The sequence below is a fragment of the Pelagicoccus sp. SDUM812002 genome (genome assembly GCF_031127835.1).
Lineage (GTDB): Bacteria > Verrucomicrobiota > Verrucomicrobiia > Opitutales > Opitutaceae > Pelagicoccus.
The window spans coordinates 528,344-543,513 of record NZ_JARXHX010000001.1 but is presented as its reverse complement, the minus strand read 5'-3'; the positions used below and the strand labels follow the sequence as shown (position 1 = coordinate 543,513).

Here is a 15,170-nt window from a genome sequence, read left to right as displayed (position 1 = left end):
TAAACTGTGATGCGATTTGGAAATAGTCTGATAGATTCAAAAAACTTGGAAGCTAAGACTTTCCCGTTTCGGAGCACTGATGGAAGCGGGCTCTTTGGTATTCGCTCCGAGTGGGACTTGCTGTCACGTTTTGAAGCGGTAGCGGAGTCGCGCGAGTCTGAGCCAGCGATTTACCTTAAAGATCCGAGAACTAAAGGGGGAGAATCAGCACGTTATCTTTCGCTAACCTTTTCAGACCTCAAATCCGAGATCGACGCTTGGTCTAAGCGTCTGCGTGGTTTGGGTATCGGCACCGAGGACCGAGTGCTCGTTTGGCTTCCTACTGGCTTGGCGATGGTGGCGGCAACACATGCCCTGCTTCGGATTGGGGCTGAAGTGGTTTTGGCTGCGGAGGGCGTGTCGCTTGATGATACGCGGGAGAAATTTTGTCCAGAGAAGGCAATTGTTTCAGGCGCTGTGGTGAACCGAGCCCGCGAACTGTTTGGAGCCGACTGCGAGATCCTTGAGATTCAGAGTCCGCTGCTGAGGCTCGCTAGTGGCGTGAAATCAAGCCAAGGGAAAAGAGGTGCCAGAGATTTCGTGCATTCGGGAATCAGTGTATTGGGCGAAGATACGGGTGGGAAGGTCCGGATGGCACGCTTTGGCCCCGAGCAGCTTTGTCGAATGCTCGAGGGATATGAGAAGCACTTGTGTATCGGAGAAGCAGATACGGAACTGAGTAGTGATTGCCTGACGAGTGTTCTGGCTTCGAGTCTTGGGGTTTGTACAGTATTTCCGGAAGCTGGTTTCGGTTTCGAAAGTAAGGATCCAGAGGCCGTGCTTGTGGAGGCTATCGAAGACGTGGCTGTTTCCAGATTGCGCGGTGATATCGCCTGGTGGAGACGTCATCTGGATTCGTTAGAAGCTAGATCCAATCGTTGTTTGTCGGTCCGTCGTTTATTTTTGGAGACAGACGAAAACTTGGACGAGGCTTTGCTTGGGAGATTGAAGTCGGCCTTCCCGAATGCTGATGTTTTCACCCTACTTAGCGTGCTGGAAGCTCCAGTTGCCGCTGTGCGTAAGTGGGAGGCTTCAGATTGCAAAGTATCTGGACTTGAACGCGGGTATGAGTCTGGGGATTTCTTGCCTGGGATCGAAGCGAAGATCGTCAAAATTGGTTCCCGTTCGGACTCAGCGGATTCGTCCGTGACAGCAGGGAAGCTAGGAATCCTTCATTTGAGTGGAAACCTTTGTGGAAGAGCAGCTGGCTATGAAATGTCGGTAGATACTGGATACTTCGCAACATGTGATGAGAAAGGAACAGTGCGGGTATGTAGCCGATCTGACGATATCGTGAGGTCATCCTTCGGTTTGTTTGTACCATCGAGCTGCGAACCGATATTTGCTCGTCATGAAAACGTGACTGCAACGAAACTTGTATCCTTGGAAACGAAGGCGGGGACACGTCCGGGTGCCGTGATCGAGGTTAAGCCTGGGCATTTACCGAAAAGCGGCCTCGCCGAGTCGAAATTCAGGGCTGAGCTGTTGCAGCTCGGAGCAAAGGTTGAGGACACCAAGATGATCTTGGACTTTTTCTTTGTGGAGCGGATGCCGAATCAGCCACGTGCGATTTTGTCCCGCCGCTACTCGGTTATGGCAAAGCTGAAATCGCTATTTTGAGTCGGTCTTGTGAACGCTCATCGTCGTACTGCTCGAACTAGCCAGTCCCAAGAGTCGACGTGTTGGGAACTTTTATACTCGATCTTTTGCATCTCCTCGATGTCGAACTCATGGGATTCGAGCAGATATTCGAGCTCCGCAGCGAAGTAGTGTTTGGTTGGCAGGCCGTCGAGCCGGTGAATTCCTTGCTGTAGGTCGGAAGCGGTGGCCCGAGAAGATTGCCCTGCTCGCAAGGCTTCCTCGCAACTGTGGCCTAGATCGATGTATCCGTCGACGCGTTGTATCAAGTCCATCTGGATGGATTCCAAAGAAGGCACGACGAGCAAAAGGCTGCCGCCGCTGGAAACTTGATTGGTGACGCATCGCCACGCTCGAAGGCGTTCGTCGAGTATTGGCATTATCAATACGTTTACGCAAAGCGCGAAGTCGACGGGCGCGAATGGCATGGGATCTTCGCTGAGGTCGAGACGCAGGAATTCTACGTTTGAAAAATCAGAACAATGCCTCCGGGTGGCTTGAACTCCGCCAGCGGAGAGATCGCAGGCGACGACTGTCTCGAAACTACGAGCGAGGGTGGGGGTGAATTGGCCGATGCCGCAACCGAGGTCCGCCGCGCTCGCCTGAGGGTGGGTTTCCGCAAAGGCTTTGATGCACTTAGCGACCTTTCCCTTTTTGTCGTTTTCGAAGACGCTGAGCACTCGTCTACTGTAATCGCCGGACACATTTTCCCAGAGTTCGCGGTTCATCTCTGGAGAGCGTATCGGGTCGGGCGAGTCAGGCATTCAAGATTTACGTTTGTTTGCTGGGATTTCTAGAGACCATACTTGTCCCGCAGCTTTTGATGTAAGGTTTCGTCTTCGAGTTCGGATTCCGAGATCTCTAGGGCCTCGACCTCTGGCATTATCAGTTCGAAGAGGCGAGGTTCGATTTCGCCGTCGATGATGCGACCGACTGCCTTTGGACGTGGCTCTGAGGGAATGGAAACTTGCCAGGCGAATTCGTGCTCCTTGCTCAGGAGCGTTAGCATCTCGAGAAGAGTCAGGGTATCCACGGCTCCCATGAGTACGTCGTCCCGGTAGTCGATCTTGCGAGTGGTGCCGTCCGCGTTGGTGAGATAGCGGTGCATGAGTTTATTGCTGCCGGTCAGGAGACTAGCGTTTTGCGTATCGGCTTTGAGCGCGAAAGCTTGGTTCCACCATCGGTGTTCGAGGGAGAGCTCGGCGGCTTCTTCAATGAGGGCTTCGAGGTAGTCGTCGTCGAATTCGTCAAGAGAGGTGTAGGAGAGAGCGGGGAGCATTGAGAATATGTGGTTGTATCGGTAGAAAGGGATCCTGCAAGGCGGTCGCGGAGTGGAGGAACGCGCTACGGCGACCTACGACATGGGCTTCAGGCTAACGAGTTTGAAGACGACTTTTTCCGCCTCCTTGGAAGCGGGAATATCGACATCGATGGTGAGGGCCCAGTCGTTCAATTCCTCGGAATCAATAAGCATTTGTTCGACGGTCCAGCTTTGACGGTCGTCGGAGAGCGTGATGTGGGTATGCTCTTTGTTGCGGGCCCCAGGATCGAGACGTATCCAAGATCTGGTTTCGTAGAACGATTCCATGCGGTTTTCCAGTTCGACGTCCATCCATTTAGGTGTTTCGTCGTGTGTCTCGCTGAACAAGGGAGAGAGATCGTAGCTCTCAGTGAGCTCAGGGTATTGGCCAGAGGCGAGCAGACTGATAAAGTTGAAGAGTTCGTTGCGTACGAGGCGGGTAAATGCGGGGCGGTCGCGGGTGATGTCGGTGGCGCGGTCGGTATCTGGAAGGGAATCGGCGTCAAGAGTACTCGCTTGGTAGTCGGGGTTGCGCATGAGCTCCCATTCGTCGATGAGGCTGGAGTCGACGTGACGAAGTAAGTGCTCGAAATAGATGATCATTTCATCGACCTGGTCATCGCGAAATCCTTCCGGAATGGTGTGGGCGAGGACGCGATAGACGTTTGTGATGTGGCGCAAGACGAGGCCCTCGGCTCGTTGCAGGCCGTAGAGGTTGATGTAGTCCGAGAAGCTGCTGTAGCGTTCGAACATTTCGCGAGCGATGGACTTGGGCTTGATGTTTTCGGAGCCGACCCAAGGGTGCTTGCGGGCGAATTCGTTAAAGGTTTCGTAAATGAAATCGGCTTCAGGCTTGGGATATTCCATTGCCTCCAATTTCTCGATACGTTCATCGTATTCGATTCCATCGGCCTTCATTTCGGCCATCTTTTCGGTCTTCAGCTTGTCGAGTTGCTTGCGTAAAATAGCATCGGGATTTTCGAGAATGGACTCGGCCAAGCTGAGGAGTTTGAGCGCGTAGTCAGGGGCATTTTCGTCAAGCAAGGCAAGGGTATCGATGCAGTAGAGCGAAAGGGTTTGATTGAGGGAGAAGTCGTCCTGCAGTTCGACGTTAACCGTAAGCTTCTGACCAGTGCTGCCGGATGGCGCGATCTCGATGATCTCGCGTTCGACTAGGGCACGGAAGAGCTGAAAGGCCTTGCGGCGAAGGACGGGCTTGGTGCCGGGAAGGTTGTGGCTATCGTTTATCAAATTTCGCATCGCTCGGCAGCCGTCGCCCTCGCGGCTGAGCACATTGAGGAGCATGCCGTGAGAAACTTGAAACCGAGATTCGAGCGGCTCGGCGGGAGCGCTTTGCAGCTTGGTGTATGTTTCCTCGTCCCATTGCACGTACCCCTTGGCAGGCGGCTTTTTCTTGACCAGCTTTTTCTTTTTCTTGGCGTCGGTCCCGGCTCTGATCTCGGCCCGCTTATTTTCGATGACGTGCTCGGGAGCAAGGGAGACCACGTATCCATGATCGTCATACCCTTTGCGTCCAGCTCTTCCGGAAATCTGATGAAAGTCGCGAGCGGAAAGGATAGAGGTCTTGCGTCCGCCGTACTTGCATAGCTGGGTGAAGAGAACGGTGCGGATGGGGACATTTACACCGACGCCAAGGGTGTCGGTGCCGCAGATGAATTTAAGTAACCCTTTTTGAGCGAACTTTTCGACGAGCACTCGGTATTTAGGAAGCAGTCCCGCGTGGTGGAGGCCGACGCCATTGAGAAGGCACTTTTTGATCTCTTTGCCGAAAGGGCTGGTGAATTCGACCCCTTTGAGCTCCTCTTTAATAGAGGCTTTCTCCTCTTTCGTGCACGCGTTGTAGCTGAGAAGGTTCTGGGCGGTGTCAGAAGCGGCTCGTTGGGTGAAGTGTACGATGTAGCAAGGGAGCTTGTTTTGCTCTCTGAGTTTGTCCAACGCTTCGATCATGGGTATCTCGAGGTAGCTGAACTCGAGGGGAACGGGTCGTTGGTTGCTGGATACAGTGACGCAATCGACTCCGGTAAGGTCTTCGAGGCCGCGGGCGAAAAAAGAGGTCTCGCCCAGTGTAGCCGAGATAAGGAGGAATTTGGAATGCGGTAGGGTGAGCAGTGGGACTTGCCAAGCGACGCCACGCTCGTGGTCAGAGTAATAGTGGAACTCGTCCATGATGACGTCATGCACGCGTGCCTTTTCTCCGTCGCGGAGTGCGATGTTGGAAAGGATCTCAGCCGTGCAGCAGAGGATGGGTGCGTCTCGATTGACCGAGGCGTCGCCAGTCATCATGCCCACGTTGTCAGGTCCGAAGTCGCGGCAGAGAGCGAGGAACTTTTCGTTTACCAGGGCCTTGATTGGACAGGTGTAGACGGAGCGTCTACCCAAGGATGCCGAGTAGAAGTGCATGGCTGCGGCCACGAGGGATTTACCCGATCCGGTGGGAGTATTGAGAATAACATGCTTGCCGGCGAAAATTTCGAGGATGGCTTCCTCTTGGGCAGGGTAGAGTTCGATACCTTTTTGTACCGTGTAGTCGAGAAATCGCTCCAGAAGGGCATCTGGGTCTTGGGTTTCGGTTGCTGGCGCGAGCGGAAAGGTCATAGAAGGCGCGCAGCGTGAGGGGCGATGTGGCTTTTGTGAAGGGAGAAGTTTCAGATGGCGATGGCTCGGTTCTCTTCTAAAGGCGCCGTTTTGGGTTGTCGTTCAGCAGCGGCAGGGGCGGACGGGGTGGAACCCGTCCCTCCAGAATTGTCTATTGCGGGTTTTCGACGGCTGGGGGCCGAAGAAGCTGAAAATCCCCCTCTACTTTCACAAGCTCCATAGGAGCGCGGTTTCGCCGCGCTGCACGAGCCACTGGTCGTTGCTCGTTTCGAGTCCGGAGGCCGATCTATGGATGGATAGCTTCAGGTCTTCTCGCTCTGGCGAACCCGCTTTTTGCCAACGTTTGGCAGCTCGCCGCAGCTGTACCAGGCAATGGTCTTGTCCGTACGCTTGAACTCTATCCTCGTTGAAAAGGATCGCACTGTCTTGTTCAGGATTATGGATGCCCCAGAATTCTTCGTCAAAGTCTAGGCCGTGCCTGGGTAGAAGGTAGGTTGCCTGACAGTCAAAGACGAGCTTAACGAATTCGATGAAGTTAGGTATAGCTGCGTCCGGAATTTTGATGTCCTCCCAAGTAAGTTCGGACACTAGGTCGAGTCCCATTTGGGCTACGCTGGTTGCTTGGAGTTCTGGTAATTTGCAGGAACCGGTCACTGGCACGAAGCTGCAAGTGAAGTGTAGTTGACTCGAGAATACGTCATCATCGGACTTCTTAAGCTGGCAGAGAAGATCGTAGTTTGGTTGTGCTTTTAGCACGAAAAGGAGCAGACCGCCGTCCTTGATCTGTTCGAAAAAGCAGGCCGGCAACTCCCAGGCGCTTGCAGTGAAGACGCCGCGGTCAAACTTCTCGCCGTTCGGACTGCCGAGGCTAGCATCGCCAGCCGTGAAAAATACCTGCCTCATCCCTAGCTTGGATAGCGCGTTTTGGGCGTTTTCGACTAGGTCCTCGATGATTTCGATGCTGGTGACGGAGCCGATGTCTCCAACGAGACGAGCCATGAGGGCGGCGTTCCAACCGCTGCCTCCGCCGAGTTCGAAAACTTGATGACCTTGCTCTAATTCCAGTAGGGCGAGCATGTAGAGGACGAGGGACGGTTGGGAAATGGTTGATAGTGAGCGGCCGTTCTGGTCGCGATATATGCCGAGTGGGTGGTCCGAATAGAGTTCGGCTATATGCGGGCGGATGGCTGTGGCTTCCAATTCAATCCACTGTCGGTTTTGCGAAGAGTAGAAGCGAGGCGCGAAGAGGTGGCGTGGTGTTTTGAGGAATGCCCGGCGGATCGGTTTAGGAATGCGGCCGTTTTCAAAGAAACGTTCCGTTTCAAAAAGCAGGTTAGCTTGGTGTTCCGCTACGAGTTGGGCTTCTTGCTCGGTGAGTTCGTTCACGGAGTCGACGCTAGGAAGCAGCTGTTGCGTGGCGACAAAAAATGTCCTCAGAACGCTTTATCGCAACACAATGCCGCTTCCTGGCTGGTGTGTTAGACGAGCGCTGGGTGCCTCTTAGGCAGTTCGATCGAGATGTGTAGTTGGCGGGCGAGTTCCTGGAGTGTCTCCGAGGTCGCGGGAAGGGATCTCAGGATGCGGACCCGGTTTTTGGCGACCCAGGGGTCGGTCGAGTCACCGGGTATGGTGACCCCTGCCAAGTTTGCGAGTCTCTTCCAGTTGCTGACCATTTGGTTTCCGAGCTCGTCTAGTCTTTGATGACGGATACGGGGTTCGTCCTCCTCGGTTTGCAGGATAACCTGGGCAACTTGTTCGGCTTCTTGAATGCCAAGATTTAGGCTGAGGCTCCCCAACGGAGAAAATGATCTGGCGGAGTCACCTAGGAAAAACACGTTTCCCGAACGAGGCGTCTTGAGGTATCGCTTTTCGTACGGCACAGCCGCGCGGTATCGAAGTTTGCTGACGTATCCGATATTCCAGGGCACGCGTTCTTTGACGAGTTGGTTGAAGTGAGTTTCGTCGAGGTAGTCCGGAAGCTCCGCCTTGTCTTGGAAGAAGGCGCGTTCCTTTTCGCGGTTTCGAGATGGAAGGGTGAGCCCTTTGTATTGGAACTGTAACCGAGCGATGCCATTTTCAAGGGGTTGCTGAGCGGTGGTAAGTCCCTTGCTAACGCTCAGAAAACAGGTGTGGCTAGGGTCGCGATCTGTCTCGAACTCGAAGGACACGAAGTACTGGTCTTCGCCAAGCTTTTGAATGTCGCGTCCTGCTACCCGCCTTAAGATAGAGTTGTAGCCATCGGCTGCGATTAAGGTTTTTGCCTGTAAGTGTATCGACTTAACAATGACACGTTCCATGTGTGATATAGCGTATCCCGTACCTCGGTCTGAGTAGCGGTCGGCTGTGATGTGGAGGGAACTGCCGTCTGGCTCGTATTCGGATACCCGATGGTTCCAGAGAACGTGCACACCTGATTGGGTGAGCTCGTCTTCGAGGATGGCTTCGAGCTCTGATTGGGGAATGCTCAAGGCGAAAGGGAAACCATGCGGATGCAGGTTAAGGTGGACTGACTGGCGGTGGCAAAGATCGTCATAGATCGACAGTTGATGAATCGCGTACCCCGCTGCGATGACGCGATCAGCGATGCCGAGTCGCTGAAGGGTGACAAGGGTTTCAGGGTGCAGGATGGTCGCGTTGCTATTAGTGCAGGTTCGCGGAGCGGAGTCGACGATCATGACATCTTCGCCTCCATCGGCCAAAACCAAGGCCGCTAGCATGCCGCATGGGCCGGCTCCAACCACCAGTGTTTCTACTCTCTTTTTGCCAAACATAGGGACCCACTTTCTAGTGTTCGAGTTTTCGCTTCACGGCTGTCCTGAACCTTCGGGGACGTCATTCCCGATAAATTAGAATTCGGGGAAGTCGCGGCATCGCCTGATGCATCTACAAGCTACCTGTTTTTGGAGATTCAGCAAGGGGTGGAGGATGTTCCGCGGAGGGAATTGGATTGTCTAATACAGCGAGTAAGAAATTACTCGGCGAAACAAGGTTTGTCGCCGGTCGGAAAACCCCTTTGCATGCGCTTATGTCGGAAACCGAGGAAACGCCTGCCCATTGGTCGAAATTTCGCGAAAGCTGTCGCTTGATCATCTTTCATTCGTCCCGCCCTGCAGAGAAGCTCTTCGACGTGTTGCTTATTTTGGCAATCATCACGAGCGTCGTTACCGTGATGCTGGCGAGCGTGGAGTCGATCCGCCAGGATCACGGGCATTTACTATACGGTATGGAGTGGGTGTTTACGGGACTTTTTACGCTCGAGTATTTTGTTCGGATCTATGTATCGAAAAAGCCGTTACGCTATGTTTTCAGTTTTTTTGGTATCGTCGACTTATTATCGATCTTGCCCACTTATGTTGATCTCATCTTCCCTGGTGCTCACTACTTGATGCTTTTCCGAGCTCTGCGCGTTTTGCGGATCTTCCGTGTTCTGAAGATGGTCCAGTTTGTGGGGGAAGCGAACCAGCTTTACGCTGCGGTAAGGGCAAGCGCGCGGAAAATCATAGTGTTCGTGATGGCGGTCGTCACCCTGGTTCTGATCCTGGGCTCGATCATGTATTTGATCGAGGGGCCCGAGAATGGATTTACCAGTATTCCCAAGAGCGTGTATTGGGCGATCGTTACGCTGACTACGGTCGGTTATGGCGACATATCGCCGCAGACTCCGCTAGGACAGATGTTTGCTTCGTTCATCATGATCACGGGTTATGGGGTGATCGCGGTGCCTACGGGGATCGTGACAGCGGAGCTGACGATGGCGACGACGAGCGAAAAGAACGATCGTCTCTGCCAGAATTGCGGAGAGACAGGGCATAAGTTTGCCGCGAAGTACTGCCGCAATTGCGGGGAGCGGTTGTAGGCGAACGCTTCCATCGGGAAGCTGCGCCCCTTTGAGGTTCTACTTGGCGGTCCAGATACGGAGGGTGCGAAGGAGGTAGGACTCTAGTACGGTTTCGGTCTTCATATTGAGACGGAGCAGGTTGGTGGAGTCTTCGAGAGCTTCGACGGACTCGATTAGCTTTTGCGGTACGGTGGTGTCGTCGAAGAGTTTTTTGCGGGCAAGCTCTTCCGTGGCGTTCTCCATGGCGGCTAGAAAGTCTTGGCGTATGGAAATGCTGATACGCGACTCGAGTGCGATGCGTTCGTCATCCTTCATGTCCTCCGGCAGGTGCTTGGACTGGGTTTTCCAAGCTTCCTTTCCAAGGCTGGCAATAATGGCGCTGAAGCGTTCGATGAGTGAGTAAGCACCGATGATGAAGTGGGGAATGCTCCGCTTGCCGCCTGGACCGCCGGTAAGTAGATCCTCGAGCCATTTCTTGTAAGCTTCGAGCCACGTTTGGGCGGTCGGATCGTCGAAAGTGTGCGCCGCGGTTGACAGCCGAAAGAGTTGGCAGCGGCTGCGGATGGTCGCCAGCAAGGAGTGCGGGCGGGTGGTGAGCAGCAGTATCGTTGTATTGAGTGGCGGCTCCTCGAGCGTCTTGAGGAAGGCGTTGGCGGCGCTGGTGTTGAAGCGGTCGACTTCGAAGATCATCGCTACCTTACGCTCTCCGGCTTGGGGCGAGTGCTGGATGTTGCGGATGGCTTCTCGGGTGTCGTCGACTGAGATGATGCGTGATTTCTTGGAAGGCCGCAAGGTGAAGACGTCTGGGTGGCGGAAGAGCTTTTCCTCGAGTTCGTCACCTCGGGCTTGCACGCCCAGGAGGCGGGCGGAGAGCTCAGTAGCGAAGCGCTCTACCACGGAAAGGTTTTGTCCGTGAATGAGAAGGGCATGAGCGAGACGGTTCTCGGCCATGGCCCGGTCGATGAGGGCTTGCGGATCTGTAGGCGCGGTGGCTTCGGTCACGATCGGATTGCGGTGTGAGATCGCGGAGCAAAGCCGCTTCCCACGAATTCTCTAAAGATTGTCGAGGGCGGTCTTCAGGATGTCCTCTTGGTTGGTGGCGAGCGGGCGGGTGCCATCGACGACGTGGAAACGTTCGGGCATCGAGCCGGCCAGCAGGAGGTAGCCGTCGCGGACCTTTTTGTAGAATTCGCTGTTTTCCTCTTCCATGCGGTCGGGGATATCGGTGGCACGACGCTTGACGCGTCGCATCGACTCCTCGTGCGGTACGTCGAGGATGAAAGTTAGGTCCGGTGTGACGGGGCCGACTGCGAATTGGTTGATGTAGGAAACAGGGTCGCTTGCGATGCTGCGGGCAGCACCTTGGTAGACGGTGGTCGAGTCCAGGAAGCGGTCGCAGATGACGACGCAGCCTTTTTCGAGGGAGGGCAGGATGAGCTGACGCACGAGTTGAGCGCGGGCTGCGGCGAAGAGCAGCAGCTCAGCTTCTGGCGTCATTTCCTTGCCGGCAGAACTATGGATGAGTAGGTGGCGAATTTCTTCCCCGATTTCGGTGCCTCCCGGTTCTCGGGTGACGACGACTTCGTGGCCCATCCCGATTAGCTCCTCGGCGAGGAGCTCGATTTGGGTCGACTTGCCGCTGCCTTCAGGGCCTTCGAAGGTAAAGAATGTGCCGGGGTAGGAGGTCTTATTGCTCATAATCGGAAGGGACTATTTCCACTCGCGGAGGAAGCTCTCGATGTTGCCGAGATTTGGGCTGATTGCTGTGCGCACGTAGTATCCTGAGAAGCAGACGCCAACGGTGAGGCATGCTTCCGGTGAGAGTCCGAGCTGTTGTCCGGTCATGAAGCCGGCATTGAAGTGGTCGCCTGCTCCGGTGGTTATTTTCGGATTTTCGACGTAGGGACCTTCGACGCACCATTCCCCGTCCTTGGTGGCGCAGGCGGCTCGTTCCTTCGGGTGGACCACGACCATCTTGAGGTCGAGCTCGCGACGGATCTTGGCGGCCATGCGCTTGAGCGAGTCCGCGTCTTCGCCTGTTTCTTGGATTCCGAAGGCTTCGCTAACTTGCTGTCCTTCTGCGAGGTTGAGGCCGATGACGGCGTTGCCGTGGTTCTGAAATTTGGAAATGACTTTGAGGGCAGCGACGAGGTCGGAAGTGGAACGCTTTTCGGGATCTGCGAGGTCGAAGAAAAAGGAGCGTCCTCCGTCAAGCGGCGGCAGGTTCGGCAGGGCCCTTGTAAGCAAATCTTCGAAGATCTGCGTCATGTTGGGGATCATGGTCCAGTTAACCAGCGATACGAGGGAGGACCGTGAGAGCTCGTCGAGCAGGGCGCCTTCTCCCATTGCCTCGATTATGGCATCGTAAGTGATGTCTTCGAGGTACTTGGTGATGCCCATCATAATCTTGCCGTCGGTGAACTCGATAGCGTTGGTCAAGCCCGGCTCGGAGATCGATACTGACTTGGTCTTTTGGGCGAACTCTTGGAAGACCGGGTGGATGTTTGGCTTGCCGAGGGAGCCGATGTAGCGGAGGGGAAAGCCTGCTGCTACGAGAGCGTTGGCCATGATAGGGCCGTTCCCGCCGAGCTTTTCCATACGGGGGAACATCTCGATGTTGGCGCTCTTACCAGATGCCGCGGATACGCGGGAGCCGAAGCCGGAAATCGTTTCCAGTCGGGTGAAGTTTTCGCCGGCGCCGCTGCGCTTATCGACGAGATGTAGAATTGTATCCACAAATCCATCCAGTCCGACCACGACGCGCTTGCCCGCCTGGTTGTTGCGATTTTCCGATAATTCCTGAAGAGCTCTTTGACGGTAGTCCATAAATAGAGGGGGTAAGAAAGGCCTGAAGTAAGCGGTGGCTTGCCAGCAGCGCAATAGAATTTGTGATCCCTGCCGTGATGTAAAAGAAGCTGGCCTCGCAGGTATTTTGGGAGCGAGTCGAAAATTTGTTGAACGTATTGCTCCGCTCGCGTTCAAAGAGGTGTCGGAATCCCTCCGTCGCGTCCTTTTTCGTCCAAACCATATTCTCAAACGCCGTGCTTCTAGCCCAATCCGCGAGCCTCTTCACCTACTTTAGCCAGAGTAACCTGGCAGGAAAATTCATCATCATAGCGCTGGCCTTCTTCAGCGTGTGCGCTTGGGCGGTGATGATTGGAAAGTACTGGGAGCTCAAAAAGTTTCGCCTGCTCAACCTCGGTTTCGAGCATAACCTTCATCGACAGTCTTCTGTGCTTAATCCGCCAGGAAGTTTCAAGGCCCCTCGCCAAGTGCCATATGCGGCGCTTTACCTCGACGCGGTCGACGCTTTCCACCGCATCCAAGCTAAGGAAGGGGAATCGGACGAGCAATTGCGGTCTGCCCGAGTGGAGCATGTGGAAAACGCCTTGCAGCGTGCTCTGGCCAACAAGACGCTCAACTACGAGTCGAGCATGGTCTTCCTTGCCACCATCGTGTCCGGAGCGCCGTTCTTCGGACTGCTCGGTACCGTTTGGGGGGTGATGGATGCATTTGGCTCGATGGGATTACAGGCCAACGCGACCTTGCAGAATCTCGCTCCCGGCGTGTCGGGGGCCTTGCTCACCACGGTAGCTGGCCTTTGCGTGGCTATTCCTTCGGTCTTCGGCTACAACTACCTTTTGTCGCGTACTAAGATTCTGGTGACGGAGCTCGAGAATTTCGCCAGCGCATTGGCCGACGTGATCGAGTTGGAGAGCCGGTAGGGAGCAAGGAATCTGAACTGCACATCTGATGGCACGCTCCTTTCATCGAAAACGCTCCTTGGAGCCCAACTCCGAGCTGAACGTCACGGCTCTCATCGACTTGGGTTTTGCCCTGTTGATCATCTTCATGATCAGCACGCCGCTCATCGAGAAGGAGCAGGTCATGGAGGTCGACTTGCCCGTTTCGGGACAGAGCAGCGAAAAGGCTCAGCCGAAGTCGGTCGATATTACGGTATTGAAAGATGGATACCGGGTTGACGGAAACTTGATAGGCGAACCGGAACTGGAGCGTGAGCTCGCGGAGTATTCGACCCTGAGCAAAGCGCCGGTCATTAGCATTCGCGGGGATGCGGAGACGCCTTACCAGCGTATCATGAATTTGATGGATCTCTTGAAAGAGTACAATCTCGGCAAGATCCACTTCGTTACGAAGGAAAAGGAGTAAGCTAATAGCTCTATGGATGACGTCCGCCTAGCTAACATGTTCTACGAGCAGAGAGGACCTTTGGTCTTTTCAGCGAGTGTGCACTTGACGCTTTTGGTGGTGGTAGCGGTTTGGGTGCTCTTCTTTTCGGAGCAGGAAAAAGAGCCATTCCAATTCGAGATGGTACCGCCTCCTTCGGGAGGAGCCACCGCGCAGCCTTCGCAATCTCAACCGACCCTCGACGACATCAAGTACGATCCGGTGGAGGACACGATGCCGACCCTCGACGATATTCAGCTCCCCGAGCGCCCAGTGCGGACCGTAGAGGTCGAGCGCCCGCCCGAGCCTGTAGTGGAACGCGAGCAGCCGGTGATCGAAGTCGCTCCGCCCAAGCCGGCTCAGATGAGCTTAGACGATTTCCTGAAGCAGAATCCGGACGCGAACAAGGTGAAGAATGTTCGCACGACGCCGTCACCCACGACGAGGCGCCCCAAGATCGACGTTCCGCAGTTTGAAGGGATACAGATCGGCAGCCTTCCAGCGGCGGAAATCGCGAGCTACAGCCAGGCCGATCAAGACGCGCTTGGTAGCTACATCGCTGGGTTTAAGGCATCCTTGAAGCGGGCGGTGGCGAGCCACCCATCTCGTGGCACGAAGCTATCGGCATCCGTGATCTGCGATATTCTGGCAAATGGATCGGTTCGCAATGTGCGAATCGTGCGTAGCAGTGGCGATGGTGAATTCGATCGCAAAGTACTGGCCGGTTACGGACGACTTTCTTCTTATGCTCGACCTCCTAAAGGGCAGGCCCTGATGGGCTTGCAAATCGAGTTCGTGCAGCAGTAGGACTCTGAGCTCAGCACTCTAAACCTTTTGGTAAAAGCAGACGTCGCCGGGGCCATAGAAGCAGATCATGTAGGCGCCGTCAGTGGCGAGGGCTTCGAATAGCTCTAGATTTGACTCTTGTTCCTCCGGCCAAGGATAGACGTAAAATAGGTCGATGTCGTCGATCTCCCAATCAGCATCGTCGTATTGGTATCCACCTTGTAGAGCATTGTGCGGGGCTAGCAATTGACGTGCTCCTTGAGTATACAGAAAGTCGAAACCTTCAGGGAGGAAGCTGGTCTCGAGAAATTGGGCAGGCAAGTCGTGCTCGTCGGCTAGGGCTCTCGCGCGTTTCACCAGCTCGGACTCGATTTCGATTCCGTAGGCTTCGAAGTCGAGCAGGGAAGCGAGGCAAGTAGCTGTGCCTAGCCCACTGCCCCATTCGCAGAATCTGTTGCCGAGGAGGTCGCCTTCGTCTTGCAGAGCCTTCAGTGCTCGGTAGACTACGGTGTAGTCGGCTGGAAGGAACCGGGGCAATTTTTTGTTAGCACCTGTATCGAAAAACTCATCACACCGAGTGTCCGCGGCTTCGAGGAAATTGCGGACAGCGATAGGAAGAGGATCTGTGGTAAGATCGAGGTAGAGCTCGCGGATAGGCATCTGCGGGAGGATAAGAGGAAGTCCGTGGGTCCGCTAAGGTTTCGGCCTTGGACACTGGCCGATTCGCGGTGAGAGGAGCGCCTCTCGGCGCCGCTGAGAGCCGGG

At 54.9% G+C, this 15,170-nt stretch carries 14 protein-coding genes; 5 read left to right on the top strand and 9 right to left on the bottom strand.

Annotated elements, in window-relative coordinates; genetic code table 11:
- The first annotated feature begins 9 nt into the window (after positions 1 to 9).
- The gene (locus QEH53_RS02170) at positions 10 to 1,659 is read left to right on the top strand and encodes an AMP-binding protein (RefSeq protein ID WP_309021477.1); all 1,650 of its coding nucleotides are present in this window, start codon (positions 10 to 12) and stop codon (positions 1,657 to 1,659) included.
- Positions 1,660 to 1,676: 17 nt separating this feature from the next.
- On the opposite strand, the gene QEH53_RS02165 is transcribed toward QEH53_RS02170, so the two are convergent.
- The 5 genes from QEH53_RS02165 to QEH53_RS02145 all read right to left on the bottom strand — a co-directional run bounded on the left by QEH53_RS02165 (position 1,677) and on the right by QEH53_RS02145 (position 8,364).
- Positions 1,677 to 2,441 carry a class I SAM-dependent methyltransferase gene (locus QEH53_RS02165; RefSeq protein WP_309021476.1) on the bottom strand — a complete coding sequence of 255 codons (765 nt, stop codon included), beginning with the start codon at positions 2,439 to 2,441 and terminating at the stop codon, positions 1,677 to 1,679.
- A gap of 29 nt (positions 2,442 to 2,470) precedes the next feature.
- Positions 2,471 to 2,956 (bottom strand): hypothetical protein, encoded by a 486-nt coding sequence (locus tag QEH53_RS02160; protein ID WP_309021475.1) that lies wholly within the window; start codon positions 2,954 to 2,956, stop codon positions 2,471 to 2,473.
- Between the two features lie 75 nt (positions 2,957 to 3,031).
- A complete protein-coding gene (locus tag QEH53_RS02155; RefSeq protein ID WP_309021474.1) occupies positions 3,032 to 5,593 on the bottom strand; it encodes a DUF3516 domain-containing protein in 2,562 nt (853 codons plus the stop codon).
- 207 nt (positions 5,594 to 5,800) lie between these two features.
- Entirely contained in the window at positions 5,801 to 6,979 is a 1,179-nt protein-coding gene (locus tag QEH53_RS02150) for a protein-L-isoaspartate O-methyltransferase (RefSeq protein ID WP_309021473.1), read from the bottom strand.
- Positions 6,980 to 7,071: 92 nt separating this feature from the next.
- Positions 7,072 to 8,364, bottom strand: a complete 1,293-nt coding sequence (locus QEH53_RS02145) for an FAD-dependent monooxygenase (protein ID WP_309021472.1) — start codon at positions 8,362 to 8,364, stop codon at positions 7,072 to 7,074.
- Between the two features lie 254 nt (positions 8,365 to 8,618).
- On the opposite strand from QEH53_RS02145, the gene QEH53_RS02140 reads away from it, so the two are divergent.
- The gene (locus QEH53_RS02140) at positions 8,619 to 9,449 is read left to right on the top strand and encodes an ion transporter (protein WP_309021471.1); all 831 of its coding nucleotides are present in this window, start codon (positions 8,619 to 8,621) and stop codon (positions 9,447 to 9,449) included.
- A 39-nt stretch (positions 9,450 to 9,488) separates the two neighbouring features.
- Here QEH53_RS02140 and QEH53_RS02135 read toward each other — a convergent pair whose 3' ends face one another.
- From QEH53_RS02135 to QEH53_RS02125, 3 genes are read right to left on the bottom strand one after another with little or no spacing between them, the layout of a single operon-like run.
- The gene (locus QEH53_RS02135; protein WP_309021470.1) at positions 9,489 to 10,433 is read right to left on the bottom strand and encodes a hypothetical protein; all 945 of its coding nucleotides are present in this window, start codon (positions 10,431 to 10,433) and stop codon (positions 9,489 to 9,491) included.
- 51 nt (positions 10,434 to 10,484) lie between these two features.
- Complete coding sequence (gene tmk / locus QEH53_RS02130; protein ID WP_309021469.1) at positions 10,485 to 11,129, bottom strand: dTMP kinase; 645 nt, start codon at positions 11,127 to 11,129, stop codon at positions 10,485 to 10,487.
- A gap of 12 nt (positions 11,130 to 11,141) precedes the next feature.
- Positions 11,142 to 12,257: a PfkB family carbohydrate kinase gene (locus QEH53_RS02125; protein WP_309021468.1), complete on the bottom strand. Its 1,116-nt coding sequence runs from the start codon at positions 12,255 to 12,257 to the stop codon at positions 11,142 to 11,144.
- A gap of 215 nt (positions 12,258 to 12,472) precedes the next feature.
- Between QEH53_RS02125 and QEH53_RS02120 the strand changes: the two genes are divergently transcribed.
- From QEH53_RS02120 to QEH53_RS02110, 3 genes are read left to right on the top strand one after another with little or no spacing between them, the layout of a single operon-like run.
- Positions 12,473 to 13,156: a MotA/TolQ/ExbB proton channel family protein gene (locus QEH53_RS02120; RefSeq protein WP_309021467.1), complete on the top strand. Its 684-nt coding sequence runs from the start codon at positions 12,473 to 12,475 to the stop codon at positions 13,154 to 13,156.
- A 28-nt stretch (positions 13,157 to 13,184) separates the two neighbouring features.
- A complete protein-coding gene (locus QEH53_RS02115; RefSeq protein WP_309021466.1) occupies positions 13,185 to 13,601 on the top strand; it encodes a biopolymer transporter ExbD in 417 nt (138 codons plus the stop codon).
- Positions 13,602 to 13,613: 12 nt separating this feature from the next.
- Positions 13,614 to 14,426, top strand: coding sequence for a TonB family protein (locus QEH53_RS02110; protein WP_309021465.1), 813 nt, complete (start codon positions 13,614 to 13,616; stop codon positions 14,424 to 14,426).
- Positions 14,427 to 14,444: 18 nt separating this feature from the next.
- Here the strand turns inward: QEH53_RS02110 and QEH53_RS02105 are convergent, their stop codons facing one another.
- Entirely contained in the window at positions 14,445 to 15,065 is a 621-nt protein-coding gene (locus QEH53_RS02105) for a class I SAM-dependent methyltransferase (RefSeq protein ID WP_309021464.1), read from the bottom strand.
- Positions 15,066 to 15,170: the final 105 nt, after the last annotated feature.

What these genes read in the sequence shown, in the direction of transcription:
- QEH53_RS02105 (WP_309021464.1), bottom strand. Translation starts at nt 15,065, where the DNA reads ATGCCTATCCGCGAGCTCTACCTCGATCTTACCACAGATCCTCTTCCT.
- QEH53_RS02170 (WP_309021477.1), top strand. Translation starts at nt 10, where the DNA reads ATGCGATTTGGAAATAGTCTGATAGATTCAAAAAACTTGGAAGCTAAG.
- QEH53_RS02165 (WP_309021476.1), bottom strand. Translation starts at nt 2,441, where the DNA reads ATGCCTGACTCGCCCGACCCGATACGCTCTCCAGAGATGAACCGCGAA.
- QEH53_RS02115 (WP_309021466.1), top strand. Translation starts at nt 13,185, where the DNA reads ATGGCACGCTCCTTTCATCGAAAACGCTCCTTGGAGCCCAACTCCGAG.
- QEH53_RS02145 (WP_309021472.1), bottom strand. Translation starts at nt 8,364, where the DNA reads ATGTTTGGCAAAAAGAGAGTAGAAACACTGGTGGTTGGAGCCGGCCCA.
- QEH53_RS02140 (WP_309021471.1), top strand. Translation starts at nt 8,619, where the DNA reads ATGTCGGAAACCGAGGAAACGCCTGCCCATTGGTCGAAATTTCGCGAA.
- QEH53_RS02160 (WP_309021475.1), bottom strand. Translation starts at nt 2,956, where the DNA reads ATGCTCCCCGCTCTCTCCTACACCTCTCTTGACGAATTCGACGACGAC.
- tmk (WP_309021469.1), bottom strand. Translation starts at nt 11,129, where the DNA reads ATGAGCAATAAGACCTCCTACCCCGGCACATTCTTTACCTTCGAAGGC.
- QEH53_RS02155 (WP_309021474.1), bottom strand. Translation starts at nt 5,593, where the DNA reads ATGACCTTTCCGCTCGCGCCAGCAACCGAAACCCAAGACCCAGATGCC.
- QEH53_RS02125 (WP_309021468.1), bottom strand. Translation starts at nt 12,257, where the DNA reads ATGGACTACCGTCAAAGAGCTCTTCAGGAATTATCGGAAAATCGCAAC.
- QEH53_RS02110 (WP_309021465.1), top strand. Translation starts at nt 13,614, where the DNA reads ATGGATGACGTCCGCCTAGCTAACATGTTCTACGAGCAGAGAGGACCT.